This window comes from Streptomyces sp. NBC_01707 (genome assembly GCF_041438805.1).
GTDB lineage: Bacteria > Actinomycetota > Actinomycetes > Streptomycetales > Streptomycetaceae > Streptomyces.
Map to the genome: position 1 here is coordinate 3,322,945 of NZ_CP109190.1, position 20,544 is coordinate 3,343,488.

Below are 20,544 nucleotides of genomic sequence, written 5' to 3' on the forward strand. Positions count from 1 at the left end.
GGTCACGGGCGTTGTCCGTTATCGGCGGCGTGGCGGTGGCCAGTACGGGATGGCCCAGGCCGGGCGGTCGCGGCGCGCCGCGGTGGTCTGCTGGGCGACGGGCGCGAGCGCGCGGGCAAGTTCGGCCATCGCGGCGGCGGCCTCAGCGCTGGGGCGGAGCGCTTCGAGGGTCGCGCGGATCGGGGCGGTCGCTTCGCGGAGGACCTGCATCGCTTCCAGGGTGACGAGGTGGGTGCGCGGGCCGGTCTCTTTCCGCCGGGCCTGTTCAACGGCGACGGACGCCTCCTGTGGGGTCATCTCGTGGCGCTCGACGAGGCGGGCGATGAGCAGCAGCGCGGCACGTGCGCTGGCCTCCTCGGGCGTCATAGGCTCGGGTCCCTCCTGCGGGTGTCCGGACGTGTCAGGCTGTCCGTGTCCGGGGCTGTCCGGACGGTGTCCGCGCCGGTCAGTCGGGGTGTCCGGACAACCTCGGCCCGGGCGGGCAGCGTGTCCGTGGACATGTCCGGATGCTGTCCGGGACGATCACGACGCGGCTGCCGGGGCGTAGCCGGCCGGGTGGGTGGGCTTCCCCCGGGGCGCTTCGGGGCAGTTCACGGTTCGGCAGCCCTCTTCGATGTACGGGACATGGACGCAGCGGGCCCAGTTGTACTGCGGGTCCTGGTCGAGCTGCGGAGCGCGGCGCACCGGATGGGTCAGGCGCTTGTGCCAGCCCACCGGCTCATCCTGTACTTCGGGCTCCCGTCGAACGTCTCTGACCGCTCACCGTGTCGGCGAGCGGTCAGACTTCTGGGGCGAGCCATGAGCCTGATCACCAACTCCCCCGCGCCGTGGGCATGAGGCCCTTACGACGTGGAGACGATCTCCGTGATCAGGCTGCGGATGCGCGATTCGATCACGTCGCGGAGCAGGCGGACGGGTGCCCTACAGCTGCCGCGCGGTGTGCAGGGATTCATGCTCGAAGGCGCTGTGCCTGAGGCTTCTTGCCAGCCGTGTCGGCGCACTCAGCTGAGGCTGGTCCTCGCAGGCCTGCGGCAATCCGAAGAGCCCGATCCCGTCAGTACATGTGGCAACGGTTCAACGACCGTGGGTGTCCCACCACCCGGTCAACTCCTCGACACGAGCATCGAAGTGACGGTCGAGGAACGACATGGGGGCCGCCAGGGGCAGGCGTCCGCCCGTCACCAGCGAGATACTCACCCGGCGCACTCCGACGCTGCGCCGAACGTCGATGCTCGATATGTCCGCCCATGGGATGCGGCGCTCTCGTTGAGCGAACGGCGAAAAGGTCACCAGGCACTCTGGGGTAAGCCGCGCGCCCCTGCTGCGTGGCAGGATCAGAACGCCGATGACACCCGCGCCAACCGCATAGGCGCATGTGCGCAGTTCCCCGGCCGTCATGGGGTCGGCGGTCCACCGCAGCCCCAGGTAGAGCAGGCCCGTTGCCAAGGCCATCCCCAGGAGGACTGGGACAGCGACCTGCGCTGAACTCAGCCGGAAATCGATGGTTTCATCCGTGTGCCGCACGCGGCATCACATCCTTCCTCGGGGCGGTAGGACGTGGGGGTGGTCCCGACCGGGACCACCCCCACGTCCTATTCAGTTATCTCTTGCAGTTGCGGTTTCTCTTACTCACGTTGCCGGGCCGTGCCCAGCCCCAGACGCCACCCCAGCCGACGGTGGCACCCATCTGCCAGGTGAAGCACCCGCCCCGCTCCGCCGCGGCGTTGACATGGTGGATTGCCCACCATGTGTAGGCCCAGGCGAGCACGACGCACACGCCGATCGCAACGGGGTGGGTGAGCCGGCTGCACAGGAACGCCTCGGCGAGTGCCACACCAGCTCCACCCATCGTGCCGATGTCTTCCTTGAGGATCTTGGTGTGGAAGCGGGTGACGTAGAACTTGCACGAGAACGTGTAGCCGCTCCACCCCCAGTTGGTACCGCACTTGCGTACGTACGCTGCCCGACCGGAGGGGTCGAATTGGTTGCCCGGATCCTGGTTCGCGTAGTCGTACGCCGTCGCCGAACCGCCGTACACCGGGTCCGAGGTGAGGAAGCGCCCCGTGGCAGGGTTGTACATCCGAGCGCCCATCAGCATGGTGCCGGACACTGTCTCCGAGGAGCGCTCTTGGCCGCCGAGCCACCCGTAGCGCGCGGACTGCTGACCGGTGCGCGGGTTTCCGAACTCGTCGGCGTCCAGGGCCACCGGTGCCTTGGATGTGTCGAGCGGGAGCAGCATTGCCACATCGCCGTGGATGTTGGTGAGCTGGAGAACCACGTTACCGGTCTTGCTTGTGGTGGCCGCCAGTGTCCCCGTCGCGGAGGTGATGTTGCGGGTCACCGTGCCGGCGGTGTCCTCCGTGATCCAGCGCGGGCTGTCGCCGTCACCGCTGTAGTGGTTGACCTTGGAGCCGGTCTGGGTCCAGCTGGTGCCGCTGCCGGTTTCAGTTTTCCACGAGCGGTAGCGCAGAGCGGAGTCCAGCTGCCAGGTCTGGCGCTGGGTGCCGGCCGTCTGCTGGTAGGCGAGATCGTTGGCGTAGTAGGCGGTGGTGCTGCCCGGGGCGACCGTGGTGCGGCCCAGGTTGTCGTACGTGTAGCCGGCGTTGACGATGCGGTCAGCGCTGTCGTACGTGGATGTGGCGGTGGTGCCTCCCGTTGTCGGGCAATCGGTGCCGGGGGCGGCGACCGCGCTGGTGAGCGTCTTGCGGTTGCTCCGGCTGTCGAAGCCGTACGTCCTCCGGGTGCAGACCGTGTCGGCGGTGTCGTCGACCCTCTGCAGGCGGCCGGCCGCGTCGTAGCCGTAGGACTGGTCGGACCAGCCCGCGTGGGCGGCGACCTGGCCGTCTGCCGTCTGGGTCACGACGTCCGTGTAGACGGTCGTGCCGTCGCTGTCCCGTGTGTAGGTACGGGCTGCGGTGGCACCGGTGGGGTCTGTGCCGATGCTGAGGGTGTACCCGCCGGGTAGCTTCTCAGTGCTGACTAGACCATCCGCGTCGTAGGTCACCTGGGAGGCGCCGGCGACGGAGTCGCTGGTTGCCGTGGCCATGCCGCGAGGCTCGGCCGCGTGGTCGTAGGTGAGAGTGGTGGTTGACGGCGTGTTGTCGGTGATCTTGACCGGCAGGCCGAGCAGGTCGTAGTCCGTCGTGGTGATGCCGCCGTCGGCATCGGTGTAGGAGATCTGGCGGCCCAGTTTGTCGTAGGTTCGGGTCAGCGTGCCCCCGGTCGAGGATGTGGTCTTCACAGGGCGGCCGGTGGATGCGTCGTACTCGGTGGTCGCCTCGGGTACGACCTGGCCGATCCCGGCAGTGATCGTGACCTTGGTCGGTCGTCCCGCCTCGTCGTAGGCGGTGGTGGTGGTGCGGGTTGTCCCGTTGGCGGTCTCGGTGACCTTGGCCGGGGTGCCCCACCAGTTGTACTCGGTGGTGGTCGTGGGCAGCTGTGACGGGTTGGAACCGCCGCCGGTGATGGCACCGCCCGGGCCGGTCGAACAGACTTGGTCGGCCCACTCGGGGCGGCCCTGGCAGGTGCCGGTGCCGGTCGCGGACCAATAGGTTGTCACCCGGGTCGCAGCGTCCGTACCCGAAGCGCCAGGCAGCAGCTGCTTGGTAGTACGGCCCTGGGCGTCGTACTCAGTCTTTTCGGTGATGGCCAGTCCGGCCGGGTCCTTGATTCTCTGGGTGGGCAGACCCTTGGCCCAGTCGTAGACCGTCTGCGTCACCTTGGTCTCTCCTTGGACGGTCGGGTGCTCACGCACCTGGGCGCCCGTGGTGACCTTGGTGATCTGGTCCTTGACCTTGGCGGTGCCGTCGGTGGGGCGGCCCGCGTCGTACTCGTTGACCGTCCAGGAGCGGGCGGTGACGGAGGTACCGGCGGGGACCAGGACAGTCGAGCCGGACTTCAGGTCGGCCGAGAGGTCGATCCGGTGCAGCGGGCCGAATACCTCAAGGGCACGGGTACCGCTGCTGTCGAACACCGTGGCGGTGGACAGCAGGTCCGCGCGCTCAGCGGCCGGAAGCTGAGCAATGCCCAGCTCGGCCTGCTTGGTGCGGTCCGAGGCGGTCAGGCCGAGGGCCAGCGAACGGTTGGCCGCGGTCAGCTCGCGCACGGTGTTGCCGAACTGGTCCTCCTCCATGCTGGTGACGTGGCCGCCGGGGGCGGCCGTGTTCACCTTTTGGCCGGACACTCCAAGATAGTGCACCCCGGCACGGTCGTAGGCGGTCGCGGTGAGGGCGTCGCCCGAGTGCGCCGAAGGGACGCTATCGGGAGGGAAGACAGCAGTGGCGTCAGTGGGTTCCTCCAGCTGACCCCAGGTACGGACATCCGCTGCACCCATGGCGTACGGGGCCTTCGCGCCGGTCAGCGGCACGTCGTAGACGACAGCGGTGGTAGCGGTGCCTTCCTCGACATTCGCGGTGCCTTGCTTGAGGCCGGAACGCGATGCCTTGAGCAGCATGCCTTCACCGGCTGTGGCGGAGTTGCCCGCCTTGCCGTAGGTGAAGGTCCAGGGGAGCTCGCCCGCTGGGGTGAACCCGGTGACCCGGCCCTCCGTGTCGTAGCTGTACTCGGTCTTCAGAGCAGGGCTGATCTGCGGGTTCCAAGCCTGGCGCAGACGGCCATCGATATCGTAAGCGTAGGTCTGCACCGTCTTGGAGGTAGCCGTGGCCGCGCCGGGCTCGGTGGACCACAGCCGGATCTCCTTCACCTGGCCGGTGAAGTCGCCGAAGACGAGACTGGTCGCGGTGGTGGAGTTCGCGTAGACGTACTCCAGCACCCGGCAGCCCTTTGTGGCCGGATCCGACGTGCAGGAGCCGGCGCTCGCCGCCGAGGTCGGCGATGTGATGCGCTTGGGACGCGCATACGTCTCGCTGCCGACGACGATGGTCTCGGAGAGCGTGGTCGTCGTGGAGTTGGTCAGGCCGTCCTGCACGATGCTGGAGACCTGCCAGGTGGCGACGTCTGGGTCGGTTTTGGTGAAGGAAGTGACCGTGCCCTGGTTGTCGGTGAGCGTGAAGGACCCGGCGACACTGCCGGTGAGCACGAGTTGCTCCGCTCCCGGTTCGGAAATCCAGCCGGTCTTGGCGGCATTCGCAGTGAAGTGGACCGAGTCGCCTCCAGCCGTCACTACATCGACCGCGGTGTCGGAGACCCTGCGGACGTAGGTGTAGTCGGACTCGACCCGCTCCGCGGTGACTCCGGAGACCCACTCCTTGCCGAAGATGGCCGCCTGGCCCTCCTGCTCGGACCCCTGTCCGGGGGTACGGGAGGAGGCCGTACGGGAGACCGACAGACCCAAGGCCGAGACGTCGTCGCCGGAGAGGGCGTAGTCGCCGGTCAGCAGGTTGAGCGAGCCGGGCCCGATTTCATCCGTGTCGGCCCCTTCCGCGTTGCGGTCGATGACCGCGGTGAGCGGCTGGGTGCTGCCCGCGGCGCTATTGGGACCGGTGAAGTCGGCCTTGATCTCGACTGTGCCGTCGGGGTCTACGGTGTCAGTGGCGTTCCAGACCAGTGCAGCGTTCTTGCCGGCCGTGAGCGGGACAGGCCAGTTCGTCAGTGGCGTACCGCCGGAGGTGACGTCCCCAGCAGGGATCACGGTCCAGGCGTCAGCCTCGGAGCGGCGCCAGGAAAAGGAAACCTTGTCGTACTTGGATCCATCGGCCTCCGCAACGAGCGGAAGCCGCCGCGCCGAGATCTCACCCTCGCTCGGCTGGACGAATCCGCCGGGGCCCGCGTGGAAGGTGTAGTCGATGGCCTCGGACTTGTTGTCCGCCTTGTCGACCGCGCGGACCTGCAGGGTATGGGTGCCGTCCTTGGGTGGGGCGATGGATATCGCCTTCGCTCCAGAAGCACCACCGGTGGCGACCTTGGTCCAGGTCGTCCCGTCCAGGGACCACTCAAGCCAGTTGTGATCACCGCCGGTCGGCGGAGTCACGTTGAACACGCCAGCCTGACCTGCACCCTTGACCCACGCGTTCGACGGGTAGTCCGTCGATGTGACCGCGGTCGGGGCGGACGGCGCCGTCGTGTCGACCATGAAGGTCTTCCAGGCCGACCAGCCGAGGTTGTAGTGCGCACCGTCGTAGGGCGAGGTGCGGAACTTGTACGTCTTGCCGTTGGTCAGCACCCCGGCCGGGACGGTCACCGAGGCGACCTGGCCAGAGGGGACGTACGGCGAGACGATGACGTCGCCGACCTGGGTGTCAGTGGCACTGTCGAAGATCTGGAAGGTGCCATTGACCTTGTCACCATTGGCGTCGACGAAGGTATCCCGCAGCGTCGGCCTCAGCGTGTTGACCACATACGAGCCGCTGTAGGAGAAATACGGCGGGCCGGCCTCCTGCTTTGTGCCCGTGCGGGGCCGGTAGTTGTAGGTGACGACCAGCTTGGGCGGGTTGGACGCGGCGTTGGCGGAATTCACTCGTTTCCACTGCGCGGTGGGCGTCTCGCTGGTGGCGCGTAGGCCCATGTGCCCACGGGTGGCCTTGGCCGATGCCCATTCCTGCACCAAGGTGTCGACGTCGGCATTGATCCAGCCGTCCGGGGCCGAGGTGCAGGCGGGATTGCCCTTGGTCTCGGTGGATGTGGCCTTCTTCGCCGTCATGACCGGCCGGTTCGTCCACCGGCTAGCGGTCGTCGCCGCGGGCGAGGACCAGACCTCCCACGGCTGCGCCGTGCAGTCCACATTGCCGGAGTGGAAGTTCCACAGGCTCAGTTTCGCGTCCAGGATCAGCGCGTCCTGGATCGGTGCGGTGTCCCAGGAGATGAAGGACTGCGCGATACGCGGAGTCCCGTCGCCGTTGACCGTTCCCGGGTTGCCGAGGTCCAGCTCGACGTCGGTTGACCAGTCGACGGTTTCGCCCTGCTGAACATAGGTGTCGAAGACGTTGCCCAGCGAAGAGGTGGAAGGATCCACTGTCACCGGATACTTCGTCTTCGGATCAGCCAGGAAGCCCGCGTCCGGCGTGATGACGAGGTCGACCCCGCCCTTGGCCTTGACGGCCTTCATGGCGACCTTGGCCCGGTTGGTGTGCTCACCGGACACCTTGTCGACCGAGGCGTCCCACATCACCGGAGCTGGCATGACGGCCTGCTTCTTGCTCTTCTTGTCGGTGAAGAGCAGGCTGCCGTTCGCCTGTTGCGCCACTTTAAGACCCTTGGTCCTCAGCGGCAGCGTATAGGTGTAGCCGTCGATGACAGGCTTCTGCTTGATTTCGACGAACTGCTCGAACCCGGTACGGGTCGCCTCGACGACCACGTCCGCGCCGGGGACAGCGTTCACATATTCGGCACGAGTGCCGTCAAGCTTCGGCGCGGGCAAGCCGCCCTTCCACTGCAAGGTGATCTGCCGATCACCCTCACCCAGCGTCACCAGATCGGTGGCCTTGGTTGCCTGAGCGGCCTTCAGGGAAGCAGCCGGGGCCCCAGTCTTCCCTGCCAGCCTCAGACCACGGGGGTGAGCCTTAGGCTCGACCGTGCCATCGGCATGGCTGAACAGGTCCAGGTCGACGTCACGCCAGTCGCCGGTTGCCTCGTCCCGGAACCGGACCGGTCCCGCCGTCAGCTCGGTCGTGAGCGAACCGTCCTTGTTCACCCACGTCGTCGAAGTCTCGGTGCGCTCCGACAGCGCCTCGACACGCTTCCCCGACAATCGCGCCGCCACGCGGGCAGACAGGACGTCCGCCGCTTGAGTGGCCGTCGGCTTCTTCGTCGCGGACGGGACTGACTTGCCTCGATCGGCGGCCAACACGGGAGAAGAACCGTCGAGCAGTGTGACAGTCAGGGCTACGGCGAGACTGCCCGTTATGAAGGGCAGGCTCCTCCCGAACCGCTGTCGTCCGCGCCGTCTTCGCACGGGTCTACGAACCGTCATGTCTTTCGCACTCCTACACATTCAACGGCATCACATCTGTGATCTTGACGTGAACATAGCGAGGAGGAAAAGATCCACAACCGGAGCAAGCCAAGGCAAGATCGACTAACAAGGTTCCCGAGTCTCTAGTGACCTTCCTCACAGTTCACTAGCAAGGTCGGCGGCCGCAATCGCACCCGGTGCCATACACGGGAGAGATAGATGAGTCGTACTGCTCCGATGCCTCGCAGGCTCGAAGAGTTGGCTGAGTACAACGCGGCAATACACCAGCGGTGCACGACGCAGAGGCCGGACCTTGGGGAGAACGCGTTCGTGGTCGAGTTCGTGGCCCCGGAATCTCTCACGGTTCACCAAGGACGCCCGTAAGAAAGCTTTGCAGGAGGAGTTCAACGTCGGGTCGCGGCGGCAGATCGGGGCTAACGGGCTCGTTGTCGTCGAGGTACCTGGTCGGGGTAGCGGTGTGTTCGCCTGACTTCGGTAGCGCTCGGCCCCTGCGGGATTGCGTGGCTGGGCGGCGTGGACGCTGCCCAGCGGTACGGGCTCCAACCGTGCGCGGGAGCGTGCTACCCGTGGTCAAGTGGGGCCGGGTTCGCCAGGTGGCCAAACGGCTAAGCGGGCGACAGTTCCGTTACTCCGTCTCCGGTTGCTGCCGTGGCGAGATGCTGGCCAGCGGACGACACCATGAGCTCGATGGACTCCTTGATGGCCTTCGCATTGAAAGCGATACCGATGTTGAGCTCTTGGGCGAACTTGACGTGCGCAGTCGCTGCAACCTCCTCGGCGACCGGGAGTTGTGCGTTCCGGAGCATCGTCTGGGCGATGATTCCGACCAGTGCGATTCGGCTGCCAGCGGTGATCACATTCGGGCCCGAACGGTAGGTCCCTTGGTTGAACAGGAACACGGGGCTGCCGCTACTTCCCCCGAAGACCGATCCGTCGACGAGGAACATGGGCTTGCCGCCGAAGTCCAGTTGGAGGGGCGTTGCGGTGATGCCGCGCCGCGCGATGGGGGTGAAGTTCATGGGGTCGCGGTGTCCGTTGGGGTATCCGACGAACGTGATTTCCTCGATCGCGTCGGTGTAGAGGTCGGGTAGCTCCGTCGCGAGGAGGGACAGGGGCAGGGCCTGGATGAACAGTTTGTTTGCGAGCAGCAGGAGGGTCGGGGCGAGGGGCATGACCGCAATGTCGACCGTGGGGTCGGGGTGCCCGACGTACATGGTCGGCGGCAGATCGACAGCTACGGCCTGACCCAGATCCGGCACATTCGCTTCCGGCTTCCTGGGGATGAAGTGCGCCACCAGCTGCTGCGCACCGGCGAGGACGTGCTTGTTGGTCACGAGCATTGGGCACTGATCGCCGTTCTCCAGGCTGGCGGTCATGATGAAGCCCGTGCCGACGCTGGCACTCTTCGCGCCGTGGTTCTCTATTCGAACAGTGGCGAAGAACAGCATCTTCGCGATCGTGTCGATGTTCACCGCCACAGCATCCCACCGGGCAACGACACCCGGTCAGGAATTCGCGAACGGCCTACTCATCGCCATCCCTTACCGGCCGCCGCCAGGTTTCGGCCTGCTGCCTAGCGGTCGGTGGCGGTGGCAGGGACGGCTGCGGCCATCGCGACCCATCCCTCGTGTCATGCCTGATCGAGGAGCGGTCCGGCACCCGAGTGCGGGACTTGGGCACTGTTGTCGGGCCAGTGTCCGGCGCAGCGGTCCGCGGCGCAGGGGTTGAGCGCGGAGGCAGCGAGCCCGGCGGCATGGGGCTCTTTTGCGCGGGACCCAATGGTGATATCCGTTGGCACAGCCGTTAGATCGGCGATCGTCGGGGGATATAGGGGAAAGCATGTCGGATCGGGAGCGCGCGCCACAGGGCGGTCCCTCAGAGCCGCCGCTGGTACTGAAGGGTCCGGCCATGCAGTTCCCCTCCATGCCTAGCCCCAAGAAGATCGTCTTCGGCTATGACCCGGACGAGTTCGAGGAGTTTGTCAAGGAGTGGATTCCTGCGCTGAACCCGCTGTACGTGCGGGTGGAGCGGCATGGCGGCAGCGGGGACCACGGGATCGACGTGGCCGGCTACCGTACACCGCAGGGCCTGGAAGGGCCGTGGGACAACTACCAGTGCAAGCGCTACAAGAGTGCCCTGAGCTGGAGTACCGCCTCGGCGGAGATGCGGAAGATGTTCGCCGGGGTTGTCCTGGGACACTTCATCCTGCCGACGCAGTACGTGTTCGTAGCTCCCGCGATCGCCCGTTCTCTTCGGCAGACTCTCGCAAAGCCGAGCGAGGCACGTGCGAGCTTCCTCCGAGGCCTATCGGGAACCACCGATGAGGTCATCACCAAGCTCACCGCCGACCAGCAGCTCCGCGTCGCGGAGCTGGCCGAGCACACGGACTTCGCCATGTTCGTGCCGGTCGACATGGATCAGATGCTCGCTCAGCACAAGACCACCCCACTCTGGGCCACACGCTTCTCCGATGAGCTGCGCGAACGCCCCGGCATCATGCAGCCTCCTGAACAGCACGATCCGGGCGAGGCCCGCTATGTGCAGCAGCTGATGCAGGTCTATGCCGAGCGTTGGGGAGACACTGCCGACACCCTGGATCGAATCGCCCAGCACTCGAAAGCTGGCGAGCACATGCATCGGCAGCGGGTGGCGTTTTACAGCGCCGAGTCACTGCGGCGCTTCGCCCGCGACGCCTATCCTGACGGCCACTTCGATGCGGTTCTCGACGATGTCCACGTCGTCGCAGTGGAGGTGTCCGACCGTCGCTTCGAGCTGGGCTGGGACCGTCTGCAGGCTGTTCTCGCCGCGGCGGCCGGAGCCGCCGGCCTGACGGAAACAGTTCTCAGCCGCTATGTGAGGCCTCTGGACCGGGTTGGGGTATGCCATCACTTAGCAAACGATAACCGTCTGACATGGTGCGAGGAAGGAGGAATATGAACCCGCTGAACAGTCCGCTGGAGATCGGGGTGCGCGCTCTGGTGTTGCTAGCCGAAAGCCACCCCCAAGCCCTGGACCTGGCTCAGCTGGCCGTGCTGGACCATGCGGTTCTGCACAGCGGTGAGCTGAACGGCCCGCCCAGCCTGCATCCATCCCTGCCTGGGCATTCCGGCGAACTAGGCATGAAGCGCACGGTGCTGGAACAGGCCTTGCTGGTGCTGATCCGTGCGGGACTGGCGGGTGTCGAGGCGAACGCCACCGGACTGGTGTACCGGGCCACCGAGAGGGGGCCAGCGTTCGTCGACATCCTTGAGGCTCCTTATGTGGAGCGTCTGCGTGAGCGGGCCGAGTGGGCGGTTCACCACTGGGCTCCGGAAACCGATGTGCGCACTGCCACGGCAGCTTTCCTCAACGGCCCCACATATTCGCATCTGACTTCCGAGGGTCGCCGTGACTGAACTCCAGTTGGTGCATCTCACCTATGCCGGCTCCGGTTTACCCCCGGCCAGGATCGTCTTCGGTCCGGAGCTGACCGTCATCTACGGCACTTCAGACACGGGGAAGTCCTTCATCGTCAAGTCGATCGAGTACATGCTGGGAGGCACCGACTTAACTATGGTGCCGGAGGCAGAGGGTTACACCCAGATTCTTCTGGGGTTGCTCTTGCCCGACGGCAGCCCGCTCACCCTTGTCCGCGCTCCCGAGAGCAACAGCATCTTCCTCCATCGCTCTGATCTGCGTGATCTGGTGGTCCGGGCGCCTGACGCGACTGTGACCGCAGTCCACAACGCCCGCAGTAAGAACAGCCTCTCGATTCGTCTGATGCGGGAGCTTGGCCTGGACGAGGTCCTGATCCGCAAAAACGAAGCCGGCGGAACCCGTCATCTGGCACTGACCGACCTGGTGCACCTGTCACTGGTCACCGAGAACCGCATGGTCGGCGAGGTCCCTCCGGCGCTGCGCACCGGTACAACCGCCACCCGTACCGCAGAGCTGTCGGTCATGCGCTTCCTTCTCACCGGTGAGGGCGATCCGGCGGTTGACACCGGGCCCAATGCCGGGCAGCGCCGCGTCCACAAGGGACAGATCCAGCTGCTGGACCGGCTCGTACTGGACCTGTCGTCGAAGCTCTCCACTCAAGAGAATGCTCGCGAACTGCGCGACAGACTCATCCGAATCCGCAGCACACTGGAGACAGATTCCGCCCCCCTTCGCCGCATCAACGAATCCCACCGCGAGGCCGTCGACATCCGCATGTCCACCGCCCGGGACCTGGCCACCCTCGATGAACGACTGACCGAGGTCAGTGATCTATTGGGCCGTTTCCGTCTGCTGGAGGCGCAATACCGTTCGGACCTCGACCGCTTGGCCATGGTCAATGAAGTGGGTAGCGTCTTGGGGTACTTCAAGATCGGAACGTGCGTATTTTGCGGCGCGGACCCCGAGCACCAACGGCCTGGCCATGGCGAGGAGGAGACCACCCAGCTCCACGCCGCTGTAGAGGCCGAGGCCGCCAAGACCACCACTCTGCTCGGTGACTTGCTGCCGACCATCGAAGACCTCGACGGCGAACAGGCAGAACTCGTCCGCCACAGAAATCGTGCACAGTCTGACATTGTCACCTGGGACGAGATGATTGCCGAGTTGGAGCGAACGATCGCCCCCTTGCGTTCGGACATTGAGGACCTGCTGGAAGAGCGCTCCAGAGTCGAGCGAGATCTGGAGTTGCACGACCGCATCGCGGAATTGGACGAGCGAAAATCCCGCCTGGTCGGCGAGGGGGCTGTTCCTCTCACGCGGCCCAACCAGTACATCCCGAACGGGATCGTGAGTGATTTCGACTCCGTCCTGCAACAGACCCTGGATACATGGCAGGTGCCAGCTGTCGAGCACGCGGAATACGATCAGTACCATGCCGAGATCCGTGCTGGCAGCCGCCCCAGGGCAGGACGCGGTAAGGGGGTGCGGTCCGTCCTGCACTCGGCCTTCACTACCGCCCTGGCCCGTTTCTGCATGGACCGGGATCTTCATCATCTCGGCTTCGTGGTCCTGGACTCGCCCGTGGTCACCTACCGCGACCCGGAACCCGAGGAGATCCCAGACGTCGAAATCACCTCCACGGTCGTCGACCGCTTCTACAAGGACATGCTCTCCTTTCCCGGCCAAGCCATCGTGGTAGAGAACGACGACCCGCCCATCAAAGTGCTCTCGGAGGCCACCACCTATCACTTCACAGGAGGTGGGGGCAGCCGAGCAGCCTTCTTCCCCGTGGCCATGCGCTGACGCTCGGCGGGCATGCGGGCCGAGATCGAGTTCATGGAGGCCACCGACCTCTTCGCCGATGCGGTCAAGGTGATGCGGCGCCAGTTGGCTGCGGCCGGGGGGTAGGGCGGCCGGGCGGCGCGGACGGCCGCCCGGCCCGGGATCTCACGCCCGCATGTCGCGCGGGAGCGTGCAGGCGTTGCCCTCGTGGTCGCCGCGCCCACGTACGGGTGACCTGTGACGGATTCGGCCTCGGCGATCAGGTATGTGCCTCTATGGTGCGGTCCGCTCTTGCACACCACACAGAGGGGTCGACGCGTCTTGACGACAGCACCGGATCAGCAGCCTGTTCAGGTGGGGCAGCCGCCGACCATCACCATCAACAACAGTTCTTCGGCTGCGGCATCGGCCTCGGCGGTCGTCGGGGGATATGGCCGGCTGGGGCGTCGGCGACAGTCGTTCTGGGCGCACTTCTGGCTGTTCATGTTCACCGCGGGTATTGGCAACGTCTTCTACGCGCTGCACGTGAGCCGTTGGAACAGGGCTCGCGGTCTGTGACTGCGGTCTGAAACGTAACGAGGCCCTTCCCGTGCTCGAACTACGGGAAGGGCCTCGCGGCGTTCTGCGGGTCAGCGTATCGGCCGTCGTCGTGTCCGGACAGTGTCCGGGCTGTTCAGGGGTGTTGTCCGTTCTCGACGGCGCGGCGGCGGCCCGAACGGGGTGACCCAATCACGCGAAGCTGGAGGCCCGTGGCCGGGACCCAGCTGCGGTGGCAGGGCCGTTACTACAGCTCCCGCTCGATCTGCTTTTCCTGGACCTGCTCTTCTCGCAGGCTGTTCTCGTTCTTGACGGTGTAGCGAGTCTGCTGCCCGCTGCCCTGGGCCGCCTGGATCGTGCCCTGCGCCTTCTCGCCTTGCTGGTTCCGGTACTCCACGCGCTGTCCCTGGTTGTACGTCATGAACTCTCCAAGTCTCCTGTGAGTCGGTGGGAGGCTGGCCCCGCTCGTTCGGCGGGGGACGCCCCTCCTTGCGCCCGTGACCATCGCTAGGCGCACTCACAGCCCACCCCCACCTCCACACCACAGCAACCACTACGAGCCGAATGGAGGACGTCTCGCCCGCCCGGCCTACACGGTGTTGGCGTTCGGGTTAACCACAGGCCCGGTAGGAGGGGCCCAGGCCGGGCGGTCGCGGCGCGCCGTGGCGGTCTGCTGGGCGACGGGCTGGAGCGCGCGGGCGAGTTCTGCCATCGCCGCGGCGGCGGCCTCCACGACGGGGTGGAGCGCTTCGAGCGTCGCGCGGATCGGGGCGGTCGCTTCGCGAAGGACCTGCATCGCTTCCAGGGTGACGAGGTGCGTGTGGGGCCGGTCTCTTTCCGCCGGGCCTGTTCAACGGCGACGGACGCCTCCTGTGGGGTCATCTCGTGGCGCTCGACGAGGCGAGCGATCAGCAGCAGCGCGGCGCGTGCGCTGGCCTCCTCGGGCGTCATGGGCTCGGGTCCTTCCTGCGGGTGTCCGGACGTGTCCGGGCCGTCCGTGTCCGGGGCTGTCCGGACGGTGTCCGCGCCAGTCAGCCGGGGCGCCCGGACAACCCCGCCCCGGGCGGGCAGCGTGTCCGTGGACATGTCCGGACGCTGTCCGGGCACGATCACGACGCGACGCCCGGCGCCGCGAATCCCGTCCGGCCGGCCGGGGCGGGCGGCGCGGTGTGGACGAGCGGGAGCGGCTGCTCCGCGGGGATGAGCGGCTGCTCGTGGGGGACGATCGCCACCCCCGACGTCAGGTGCGCGTCCGGCTCCGGGACCTGCGCGGGCGGGACGAGGAGCGGCTTCGTCGGCTGCCAGGCCGGGTGGTCGGCCCGGACGAGGACGTGCGTCATCTCCAGGAGCCGGTGGGCCATGTGCTCGGCGCACCCCGGTGACAGGTCGAGCGCGTACGGGCGGTGGGCCTGCCCGAGCGCCCACGCCAGCTCGGCGAGGGTCGCGGGGCGGACGCCGGGGGCCGGTTGCAGGGCCTCGTCCCACGTGTAGTCGCAGCGCTGGCAGCAGCGTTCCAGCCGCTCCGGCAGCGGCCCGCGCCGCAGGCGGCCGTTGTGCTCCTCCATGCCGCGCGAGCACGCCGGCCGGTACCGGGTGTACGCCTCCGGGTTCGCGCACTTCACGCATACGGCCTCTTCGCCGGAGTACGGCGGCAGGGGCTCGACGGCCTGCTCGGAGGTGCTGGCCGTGTCGGTCTGGTTCATCGGGTGCCTTTCGGGTGTCAGGGCAGGGTGCGGCCGGTGCGCAGCACGCGGATGATCTGCGCGGTGATCGTCTGCGGGTCATCGAGCGGGGCGAGGAGCGGGGTGAGGCGCCCGCCTGCAGGAGCGTTGGGGTGGGCGGTGCCCCCAGGACCATTCGGGCCGGGCGCCGCCCCCACTGCGTACAGGTGCTCTCCCCGGGCGGCCGGTTCGGGCAGGCCTCGGGGGTGGTCGTCGAGCGGTACGACGATGGTGTGCTCGGTGGCGTGGGTGCCGGTCCAGCCGTAGCCGGTGAGGGCGCTCACGACTGCCTCGTCCCACCGGCGGGGGTCGCCGTACGGGTGTGTGGTCACTGCGGGCACCTCGTCACGGTGTCCTGGGGGCGGGCCGGCGGCAGCTCGGACCAGCCGAACGGCGACTCGTCCCGGTCGGTGTCGACGACGGCGGCCAGGAGGCGGCGCAGCTCGGAGTCACGCACGGGCCGGGGGGCGGGCGGGGTGTGGGTGGTCATGTGCTGCTGCTCCAGGACTGGTTGGGGCACCACACGTCGTGGTCGGTGCCGAAGGAGGTCCACCAGCGATCGCACGTGCACGTGGGGGCAAACACCGCCAGGTCCTCGACCGGGGCGCAGGGGCGGAGGTCTGTGTGCGTTGTTCGGGTCTCGGGGGCGTATCCGAGACAGCCAGCGACCCCGGAGAGGACAGCCGCGCCGAAGAACGCGGCGGCGAAGGACCAGGAACCCTGTTCCAGAGACACGGTGGCGGCGTACGCGAGGAACACGCACGTGACGCCGTGGACGAAGGACAGTGCCCGGGCGACGACGGTCACCGTGTCGTCTCCTCGGCGATCCAGGCGCCGAGGGCGTCGGCGTAAGCCTTGCGCGCCCGGGCGGCTTCGGCGTCCGCCCGGACGGCTGCCTCACGGAGTTCAGTGACGTGCGGGGCGTGCACGGTCAGCCGTTCCGCGAGCCAGTCCGGCAGGACATTGGCGAGCTGCGCGACGGTGCGCCCGGCCCGCTTCGGGCTGGGGTTCAGGCACAGCCGCAGGAACTCCCGCACCTCGCCGACGGTGTCGAGGTCCTTCGTCATCGGGCCGACCTCTTCCGCTCGGGCCTGTCGAACAGGCCGGCCGCCGCGCAGAACGTGACGTAGATCCGGGCCATGCGCTTCTCCTTGGCACGCGCGGGCCTTCATGCGGGCCAGGATCTGGGCGTCGGTCGGCCGCTCCCAGCGGTGAACGTCGGCGTAGTGGCGTGCCGCCTCCATGCCGCACTTGCGGCAACCGAACGGCGGCGGCGGGTTCCCGTCGGGGAAGCGGACCGGGCCACGGCGCAAGCCGGTGTCCGGGTCGCAGGTAACGAGGGTCATCAGATCTCCCCGTCGTCGTGTGGCTCGGCCGGAATGCCAGGCCGCTGGGTGGAGGGATGGCGGTCGCCGAGAGCCAGCGCACGGGTCACTGCCTGCGCCCCGTACCGGTCAGTGGCCGCGTCCTGGCCGTGCTCCTCGAGGAACGTCAGCACCTCAACGGGTCGGACCCCCTCGGGAATCGGGCGGGCTGGCCGCCGCTGGCCGGTGCCGCACAGCAGGCACCCGTTCGGCACCGTCGGGTCAACCGGGCCGCCCGGGTGCCGCAGGCAGTGGTTCGCCCTCGCGTTGCCCCGGGCCGAAGCGACCAGCGACCGGGCGCGATCCAGTTCGGTGGCGATCTCCGTGAGGGTCGAGTCGTTCACGTCGTGCCGGGCGGCGAACTCGCCCAACGCCCGCAAGGCGGCCTGCAAAGCGGGCAGGAAGTCCGGGTTCACGCGTTGCTCACCGCTTCCAGTTCGAGCCGCTGCTCCTCGGCAGCGGCAGCGACCACGCAGGCCGGACAGCGGTCGGAGCCGCGCAGCCGGTGCTCACGCCCACAGCCGCAGACCAGCAGCGGGGCCGCCGGGTCCTCCTTCGGCCACGGACCGGGCTCACGACGGCCCTGCGGGATTCCCTGCCCCCCGCCGTCCAGTGAGACCAGGAACGCGCCCTGCACAGGCTTCTGGGGCTTCCTGGCGTCCTTGAGGCAGCCTCCGCACAGATCACGGTCGGCCCGCACGATGTGCCCCTGACCGCAGGCGCAACGGCGAGCAACGATCTCGTCCTCCGCGCCGGGCTGCGCAGCGGCCCCGGCCTCGTCCTGCTGCCGACGGAAATCGTCTTCGCCTCGCACGCCCGCGCGCTGCTGCACCTGAGGTGAAAGGCCAACCAGTTCTTTGTCTGTGCGTGGGTCCCTACCGGAGGTAGGGGTGACTTTGTAGACCCCCGCCGTGGACGCTGTCCGGAACGCGTCCGTGGACGTTGTCCGGGGGCGTCCATGGACGCTGTCCGGGTCCTCGGAGGGAGATTCGGAACCCCCGCCGTGGACGCTGTCCGGAACGCAGCCACGGACGCTGTCCGACTCTTCGGCCGCCTCATCCTGGACCGCGACCGTGGACGCCTTCCGAACCACATCCGCGACAGCCTCAGCCTTCTTCTTCGCGTACGCCTTACGCTGCCGGGTGTCGGTCATGTGGTGCATGTGCTCCTCCCACGGGAGCGGCCCAGGCAGCAGCGTGACCAGCTGATACATCGACGAGGCATTCGGTCGGCGCTTCCTCTGGAGCGCTCCAACGTCCATGAGGACCTTCACCGCCCGCGTCACGGTCTCCTCGGAACAACCGGCCAGGCACGCCAACGTGTCCCGACCGGGGAAAGAGTGCGAGCCATCAGCGTCGGCGTACGTGGCAATCCAGACGCCGACGTGGACGACCCGGGCCAACTCGGGAATCCGCTTCCCTACACGCAGCAGCTCGCCCCGCAGCGCGTTGATCCACGCGGTGCGAGGGGCCTGCTTGCGTTCGGGGTCGGTGGTGCTCATCGCGCCTCTCGGGGCCAGGGACGGGCATAGGGGTGGACGTCATCGATCCCGGGGGATCAAGATCCGTCATGTGTACACTAGCGTACCTTCGCGCTCATACGCGTACATAAGCTAGCCTCTGCGTATGCCTGCGAACACAAGCGCCGAGATCGGCGTCCGCGACCTGCGAACCCAGCTGTCCGACGTGCTGCACGAGAGCACCGTCCGAGGCCGGATCACCTACGTGACCAGCCGAGGCCGACGAGTGGCAGCGATCGTTCCGGTCGATGTCGCGGAGGCCGCTGAGGCCGCACAGCAGCCGGGGGAAGAGCCCTCGGCCTGACCGAGGAGCACGCCCATGTGGCTCGACGACTGCCGCACCGCCCTCTATCGCCTCTACGACGAGGGAGGCGCGCTGCTCTATGTCGGCATCACCGCTGACGTCGACCAGCGGATGGTCGCCCACCGCTATGACAAGCCGTGGTGGCCGGACGTCACGAGGACCGAAGTCCAGTGGCACGACAGCCGACCGGTCGCCCTGGCTCACGAGCTCCAGGCCATCCGCGCGGAGTCGCCCAAGCACAACGTGAACGGCAAACCGGGGGCGGGCCAACCCAGGGAGCTGGAAGACCGCGAGATCACCATCGGCCAGGGCAAGCACGTCATGTTCGCGATTGAGCGCGGTTTCATGACCTGCGACCAGCCTCTGTTCGTGGTCGACGGCACCAAGCGACGGGAGCGCATCGGCGCCATCGTCTCCGCCGACTTCTACCGCCGAGCCCTCGCCGCCCTCGGAGAGACCGCGGTGCCCGCCTGACCCCCGCTGAACCGCAGGCCGTCCCCAACCGGGGCGGCCTGTTCGGCATGTCACGGCCGCCGCCGGGACTTGAGCCGGTACGCGGCCAGATCGGACACACCTGGCGGCAGCAGCCCGAGCCGAGTTGGGGACGTCTGCCGCCGCGCCGGGCACGTTGCGACGTGCGGGACGTAGAGGCGTTCGTACCCCATGAGCGGCAGGTCCTCCGAGGGACGGCGTGAGCGGTACGCGCCGAGGCCGTCGCGGTAGACGGCGGCGTTGCCCGCCGGGTCGGGGTCGGGGTCGACGGCGAGGCGTTTCCCGCTCTCCGTGACCGTCCACAGCACTTCGCGGTGGCAGTCGGCGCAGATGGAGGTCCTGCGCATCTGCCCCTCCTTCCATGGGTGTTCGTGACACGGCTTCGCCGCCCCTACCGGTGTGGTGGGGCGGCGAGGCGACGAGACGAGGGGTCAGTCGCACAGATCGGTGTCGATGTCTCGGTGGCGGCGCGTCTTGGTCGGCGTCGGTGTCGGCTTCTGCCACGCCGGCCGGGATGTCCGGGTCGGTGCCGGGTTGCTGGTGCGTGGCTTCTTCGTGGCGGCCGGGGCGGCGGCGAGGGCGAACCAGTCGCATCCGTCGCCGTCGTCGTCGGTCGACGTCCCGCAGGAGGCGAGGAGCATCGCGGCGACCGCCGCCGCGATCAGCGAGGCGACGACGGCCGAGAAGATGCGGTGCCGCTCGTCGTTCACTGGTCGGCCGCCTTGGGGGTCACGCGGGAACCGCCGCGCCCGCGCAGCTTCACGTTGGCTTCCAGCAGCAGGGTGCGGGCGGTGCCGTAGGACATGTCCATCCACGTGGCCAGGGCCCGGATCGATGCGCCGGCCCGGTACGCCTCGGCGAGGTCGCGCCGCTTCCTGCTGCGCTCCTTGTCCTTGAGGCGGGGCCGGTACTTCGTCTCGATGCGGGGGGTGTTGCTGCTCAACTTCAAGTCCTCTTCTGGGGCGGGGCGGTGGGGGTCCGGCGGCCGTTCGTCGGTCGCGTCGGCTCGTCGTCGACGTGCACCGGGGGCAGTGCGTCGAGGGCGTCGCCGATCGTGTCGGCGAGCTCTCGACGGCGGCCTGCGAGCCCCGGGGCGTCTTGGGCGGCGTGTGCCGAGCCGAGGAGCAGGCATTCGACGATCTCGGCGACGTCGTCGTGGCCGAGGCCGGTCAGGAGCAGCGCCATCACAGACGCTCCGGCCTGGCGGCGATGTCGGCGTCCGCCATCGCGGCCCTGCAAGCCGCCTCTGCCTCGTCCGAGACCAGCAGGATGGGCATGGCGGGCTTCCGCTCGTCGGCGGCGACGTACCGGCGGTCAATGCCCGCATGGGCCCATTGCACGGCGATCTCGCACGCCTTGATCGCCTGCGACTCTTCACGGGAGCCGGGCACCAGCTCGTTCACGAGGAGGGCCAGGTCCTCAGCCGCCTTGGAGATCCGGGCCTTTATCGCGATGCGGTCGTCATCGGTCTTCGGCGGGGCGAAGCGGATCGCGATCTCACGCGGGTTGATGGCCATGGCTGGGGTTCCGTTCTCGTG

The 20,544-nt window shown here is 67.7% G+C and carries 25 protein-coding genes; 6 read left to right on the forward strand and 19 right to left on the reverse strand.

The genetic code is table 11. The features are described 5' to 3' along the window. Nucleotides 1–18: 18 nt before the first annotated feature. From OG963_RS14795 to OG963_RS14815, 5 genes are all read right to left on the reverse strand, one after another. Nucleotides 19–366 (reverse strand): hypothetical protein, encoded by a 348-nt coding sequence (locus OG963_RS14795; protein WP_371799091.1) that lies wholly within the window; start codon nucleotides 364–366, stop codon nucleotides 19–21. Between the two features lie 156 nt (nucleotides 367–522). Continuing rightward, on the reverse strand, nucleotides 523–714 hold the full coding sequence (locus OG963_RS14800; protein ID WP_371799092.1) for a hypothetical protein: 192 nt from the start codon (nucleotides 712–714) through the stop codon (nucleotides 523–525). A 360-nt stretch (nucleotides 715–1,074) separates the two neighbouring features. Beyond that, complete coding sequence (locus tag OG963_RS14805) at nucleotides 1,075–1,524, reverse strand: hypothetical protein (RefSeq protein ID WP_371799093.1); 450 nt, start codon at nucleotides 1,522–1,524, stop codon at nucleotides 1,075–1,077. Between the two features lie 76 nt (nucleotides 1,525–1,600). After that, the gene (locus OG963_RS14810) at nucleotides 1,601–7,777 is read right to left on the reverse strand and encodes an RHS repeat-associated core domain-containing protein (RefSeq protein ID WP_371800297.1); all 6,177 of its coding nucleotides are present in this window, start codon (nucleotides 7,775–7,777) and stop codon (nucleotides 1,601–1,603) included. 698 nt (nucleotides 7,778–8,475) lie between these two features. Further along, nucleotides 8,476–9,342, reverse strand: coding sequence for a trypsin-like peptidase domain-containing protein (locus OG963_RS14815; protein WP_371799094.1), 867 nt, complete (start codon nucleotides 9,340–9,342; stop codon nucleotides 8,476–8,478). A gap of 436 nt (nucleotides 9,343–9,778) precedes the next feature. Between OG963_RS14815 and OG963_RS14820 the strand changes: the two genes are divergently transcribed. The 4 genes from OG963_RS14820 (at nucleotide 9,779) to OG963_RS14835 (ending at nucleotide 13,627) form a co-directional block, all read left to right on the forward strand. Beyond that, complete coding sequence (locus tag OG963_RS14820) at nucleotides 9,779–10,807, forward strand: ABC-three component system protein (protein ID WP_371799095.1); 1,029 nt, start codon at nucleotides 9,779–9,781, stop codon at nucleotides 10,805–10,807. Continuing rightward, nucleotides 10,804–11,265 (forward strand): ABC-three component system middle component 2, encoded by a 462-nt coding sequence (locus tag OG963_RS14825; RefSeq protein WP_371799096.1) that lies wholly within the window; start codon nucleotides 10,804–10,806, stop codon nucleotides 11,263–11,265. Before OG963_RS14820 ends, OG963_RS14825 begins: the two co-directional genes overlap by 4 nt. Next, nucleotides 11,258–13,090, forward strand: a complete 1,833-nt coding sequence (locus OG963_RS14830) for a hypothetical protein (protein ID WP_371799097.1) — start codon at nucleotides 11,258–11,260, stop codon at nucleotides 13,088–13,090. The genes OG963_RS14825 and OG963_RS14830 overlap by 8 nt, the downstream gene beginning before the upstream one ends. A 300-nt stretch (nucleotides 13,091–13,390) precedes the next feature. Beyond that, on the forward strand, nucleotides 13,391–13,627 hold the full coding sequence (locus OG963_RS14835; protein ID WP_371799098.1) for a hypothetical protein: 237 nt from the start codon (nucleotides 13,391–13,393) through the stop codon (nucleotides 13,625–13,627). Nucleotides 13,628–13,853: 226 nt separating this feature from the next. Here OG963_RS14835 and OG963_RS14840 read toward each other — a convergent pair whose 3' ends face one another. The 9 genes from OG963_RS14840 to OG963_RS14880 form a co-directional block, all read right to left on the reverse strand. Further along, the gene (locus OG963_RS14840; protein ID WP_371799099.1) at nucleotides 13,854–14,027 is read right to left on the reverse strand and encodes a hypothetical protein; all 174 of its coding nucleotides are present in this window, start codon (nucleotides 14,025–14,027) and stop codon (nucleotides 13,854–13,856) included. A gap of 168 nt (nucleotides 14,028–14,195) precedes the next feature. After that, entirely contained in the window at nucleotides 14,196–14,402 is a 207-nt protein-coding gene (locus tag OG963_RS14845; RefSeq protein WP_371799100.1) for a hypothetical protein, read from the reverse strand. Between the two features lie 313 nt (nucleotides 14,403–14,715). Further along, the gene (locus OG963_RS14850; protein WP_371799101.1) at nucleotides 14,716–15,309 is read right to left on the reverse strand and encodes a hypothetical protein; all 594 of its coding nucleotides are present in this window, start codon (nucleotides 15,307–15,309) and stop codon (nucleotides 14,716–14,718) included. Between the two features lie 17 nt (nucleotides 15,310–15,326). Beyond that, nucleotides 15,327–15,659 (reverse strand): hypothetical protein, encoded by a 333-nt coding sequence (locus OG963_RS14855; RefSeq protein ID WP_371799102.1) that lies wholly within the window; start codon nucleotides 15,657–15,659, stop codon nucleotides 15,327–15,329. Then, on the reverse strand, nucleotides 15,656–15,817 hold the full coding sequence (locus OG963_RS14860; RefSeq protein WP_371799103.1) for a hypothetical protein: 162 nt from the start codon (nucleotides 15,815–15,817) through the stop codon (nucleotides 15,656–15,658). The genes OG963_RS14855 and OG963_RS14860 overlap by 4 nt, the downstream gene beginning before the upstream one ends. Continuing rightward, nucleotides 15,814–16,134, reverse strand: coding sequence for a hypothetical protein (locus OG963_RS14865; protein ID WP_371799104.1), 321 nt, complete (start codon nucleotides 16,132–16,134; stop codon nucleotides 15,814–15,816). The genes OG963_RS14860 and OG963_RS14865 overlap by 4 nt, the downstream gene beginning before the upstream one ends. Then, nucleotides 16,131–16,673 carry a hypothetical protein gene (locus OG963_RS14870; RefSeq protein ID WP_371799105.1) on the reverse strand — a complete coding sequence of 181 codons (543 nt, stop codon included), beginning with the start codon at nucleotides 16,671–16,673 and terminating at the stop codon, nucleotides 16,131–16,133. The genes OG963_RS14865 and OG963_RS14870 overlap by 4 nt, the downstream gene beginning before the upstream one ends. Then, nucleotides 16,673–17,107 (reverse strand): hypothetical protein, encoded by a 435-nt coding sequence (locus tag OG963_RS14875; protein WP_371799106.1) that lies wholly within the window; start codon nucleotides 17,105–17,107, stop codon nucleotides 16,673–16,675. The genes OG963_RS14870 and OG963_RS14875 overlap by 1 nt, the downstream gene beginning before the upstream one ends. Further along, nucleotides 17,104–18,192, reverse strand: coding sequence for a hypothetical protein (locus tag OG963_RS14880; protein ID WP_371799107.1), 1,089 nt, complete (start codon nucleotides 18,190–18,192; stop codon nucleotides 17,104–17,106). The genes OG963_RS14875 and OG963_RS14880 overlap by 4 nt, the downstream gene beginning before the upstream one ends. Nucleotides 18,193–18,316: 124 nt before the next feature. On the opposite strand from OG963_RS14880, the gene OG963_RS14885 reads away from it, so the two are divergent. Continuing rightward, nucleotides 18,317–18,514, forward strand: coding sequence for a type II toxin-antitoxin system prevent-host-death family antitoxin (locus tag OG963_RS14885; RefSeq protein ID WP_371799108.1), 198 nt, complete (start codon nucleotides 18,317–18,319; stop codon nucleotides 18,512–18,514). 15 nt (nucleotides 18,515–18,529) lie between these two features. Next, on the forward strand, nucleotides 18,530–18,988 hold the full coding sequence (locus OG963_RS14890) for a GIY-YIG nuclease family protein (RefSeq protein ID WP_371799109.1): 459 nt from the start codon (nucleotides 18,530–18,532) through the stop codon (nucleotides 18,986–18,988). A gap of 50 nt (nucleotides 18,989–19,038) precedes the next feature. On the opposite strand, the gene OG963_RS14895 is transcribed toward OG963_RS14890, so the two are convergent. The 5 genes from OG963_RS14895 to OG963_RS14915 form a co-directional block, all read right to left on the reverse strand. Then, the gene (locus OG963_RS14895; RefSeq protein ID WP_371799110.1) at nucleotides 19,039–19,353 is read right to left on the reverse strand and encodes a hypothetical protein; all 315 of its coding nucleotides are present in this window, start codon (nucleotides 19,351–19,353) and stop codon (nucleotides 19,039–19,041) included. An 84-nt stretch (nucleotides 19,354–19,437) separates the two neighbouring features. Then, a complete protein-coding gene (locus OG963_RS14900; RefSeq protein ID WP_371799111.1) occupies nucleotides 19,438–19,716 on the reverse strand; it encodes a hypothetical protein in 279 nt (92 codons plus the stop codon). After that, nucleotides 19,713–19,949: a helix-turn-helix domain-containing protein gene (locus OG963_RS14905; protein WP_371799112.1), complete on the reverse strand. Its 237-nt coding sequence runs from the start codon at nucleotides 19,947–19,949 to the stop codon at nucleotides 19,713–19,715. The genes OG963_RS14900 and OG963_RS14905 overlap by 4 nt, the downstream gene beginning before the upstream one ends. A 2-nt stretch (nucleotides 19,950–19,951) precedes the next feature. Further along, entirely contained in the window at nucleotides 19,952–20,191 is a 240-nt protein-coding gene (locus tag OG963_RS14910; RefSeq protein WP_371799113.1) for a hypothetical protein, read from the reverse strand. Next, nucleotides 20,191–20,523 (reverse strand): hypothetical protein, encoded by a 333-nt coding sequence (locus tag OG963_RS14915; RefSeq protein WP_371799114.1) that lies wholly within the window; start codon nucleotides 20,521–20,523, stop codon nucleotides 20,191–20,193. Before OG963_RS14915 ends, OG963_RS14910 begins: the two co-directional genes overlap by 1 nt. Nucleotides 20,524–20,544: the final 21 nt, after the last annotated feature.

Excerpts from the sequence above, each read along its gene's own strand:
- OG963_RS14795 (WP_371799091.1), bottom strand. The coding sequence starts at position 366 with ATGACGCCCGAGGAGGCCAGCGCACGTGCCGCGCTGCTGCTCATCGCC.
- OG963_RS14820 (WP_371799095.1), top strand. The coding sequence starts at position 9,779 with ATGCAGTTCCCCTCCATGCCTAGCCCCAAGAAGATCGTCTTCGGCTAT.
- OG963_RS14825 (WP_371799096.1), top strand. The coding sequence starts at position 10,804 with ATGAACCCGCTGAACAGTCCGCTGGAGATCGGGGTGCGCGCTCTGGTG.
- OG963_RS14840 (WP_371799099.1), bottom strand. The coding sequence starts at position 14,027 with ATGACGTACAACCAGGGACAGCGCGTGGAGTACCGGAACCAGCAAGGC.
- OG963_RS14845 (WP_371799100.1), bottom strand. The coding sequence starts at position 14,402 with ATGCAGGTCCTTCGCGAAGCGACCGCCCCGATCCGCGCGACGCTCGAA.
- OG963_RS14850 (WP_371799101.1), bottom strand. The coding sequence starts at position 15,309 with ATGAACCAGACCGACACGGCCAGCACCTCCGAGCAGGCCGTCGAGCCC.
- OG963_RS14860 (WP_371799103.1), bottom strand. The coding sequence starts at position 15,817 with ATGACCACCCACACCCCGCCCGCCCCCCGGCCCGTGCGTGACTCCGAG.
- OG963_RS14870 (WP_371799105.1), bottom strand. The coding sequence starts at position 16,673 with ATGACCCTCGTTACCTGCGACCCGGACACCGGCTTGCGCCGTGGCCCG.
- OG963_RS14880 (WP_371799107.1), bottom strand. The coding sequence starts at position 18,192 with ATGAGCACCACCGACCCCGAACGCAAGCAGGCCCCTCGCACCGCGTGG.
- OG963_RS14885 (WP_371799108.1), top strand. The coding sequence starts at position 18,317 with ATGCCTGCGAACACAAGCGCCGAGATCGGCGTCCGCGACCTGCGAACC.
- OG963_RS14890 (WP_371799109.1), top strand. The coding sequence starts at position 18,530 with ATGTGGCTCGACGACTGCCGCACCGCCCTCTATCGCCTCTACGACGAG.
- OG963_RS14895 (WP_371799110.1), bottom strand. The coding sequence starts at position 19,353 with ATGCGCAGGACCTCCATCTGCGCCGACTGCCACCGCGAAGTGCTGTGG.
- OG963_RS14910 (WP_371799113.1), bottom strand. The coding sequence starts at position 20,191 with ATGGCGCTGCTCCTGACCGGCCTCGGCCACGACGACGTCGCCGAGATC.
- OG963_RS14915 (WP_371799114.1), bottom strand. The coding sequence starts at position 20,523 with ATGGCCATCAACCCGCGTGAGATCGCGATCCGCTTCGCCCCGCCGAAG.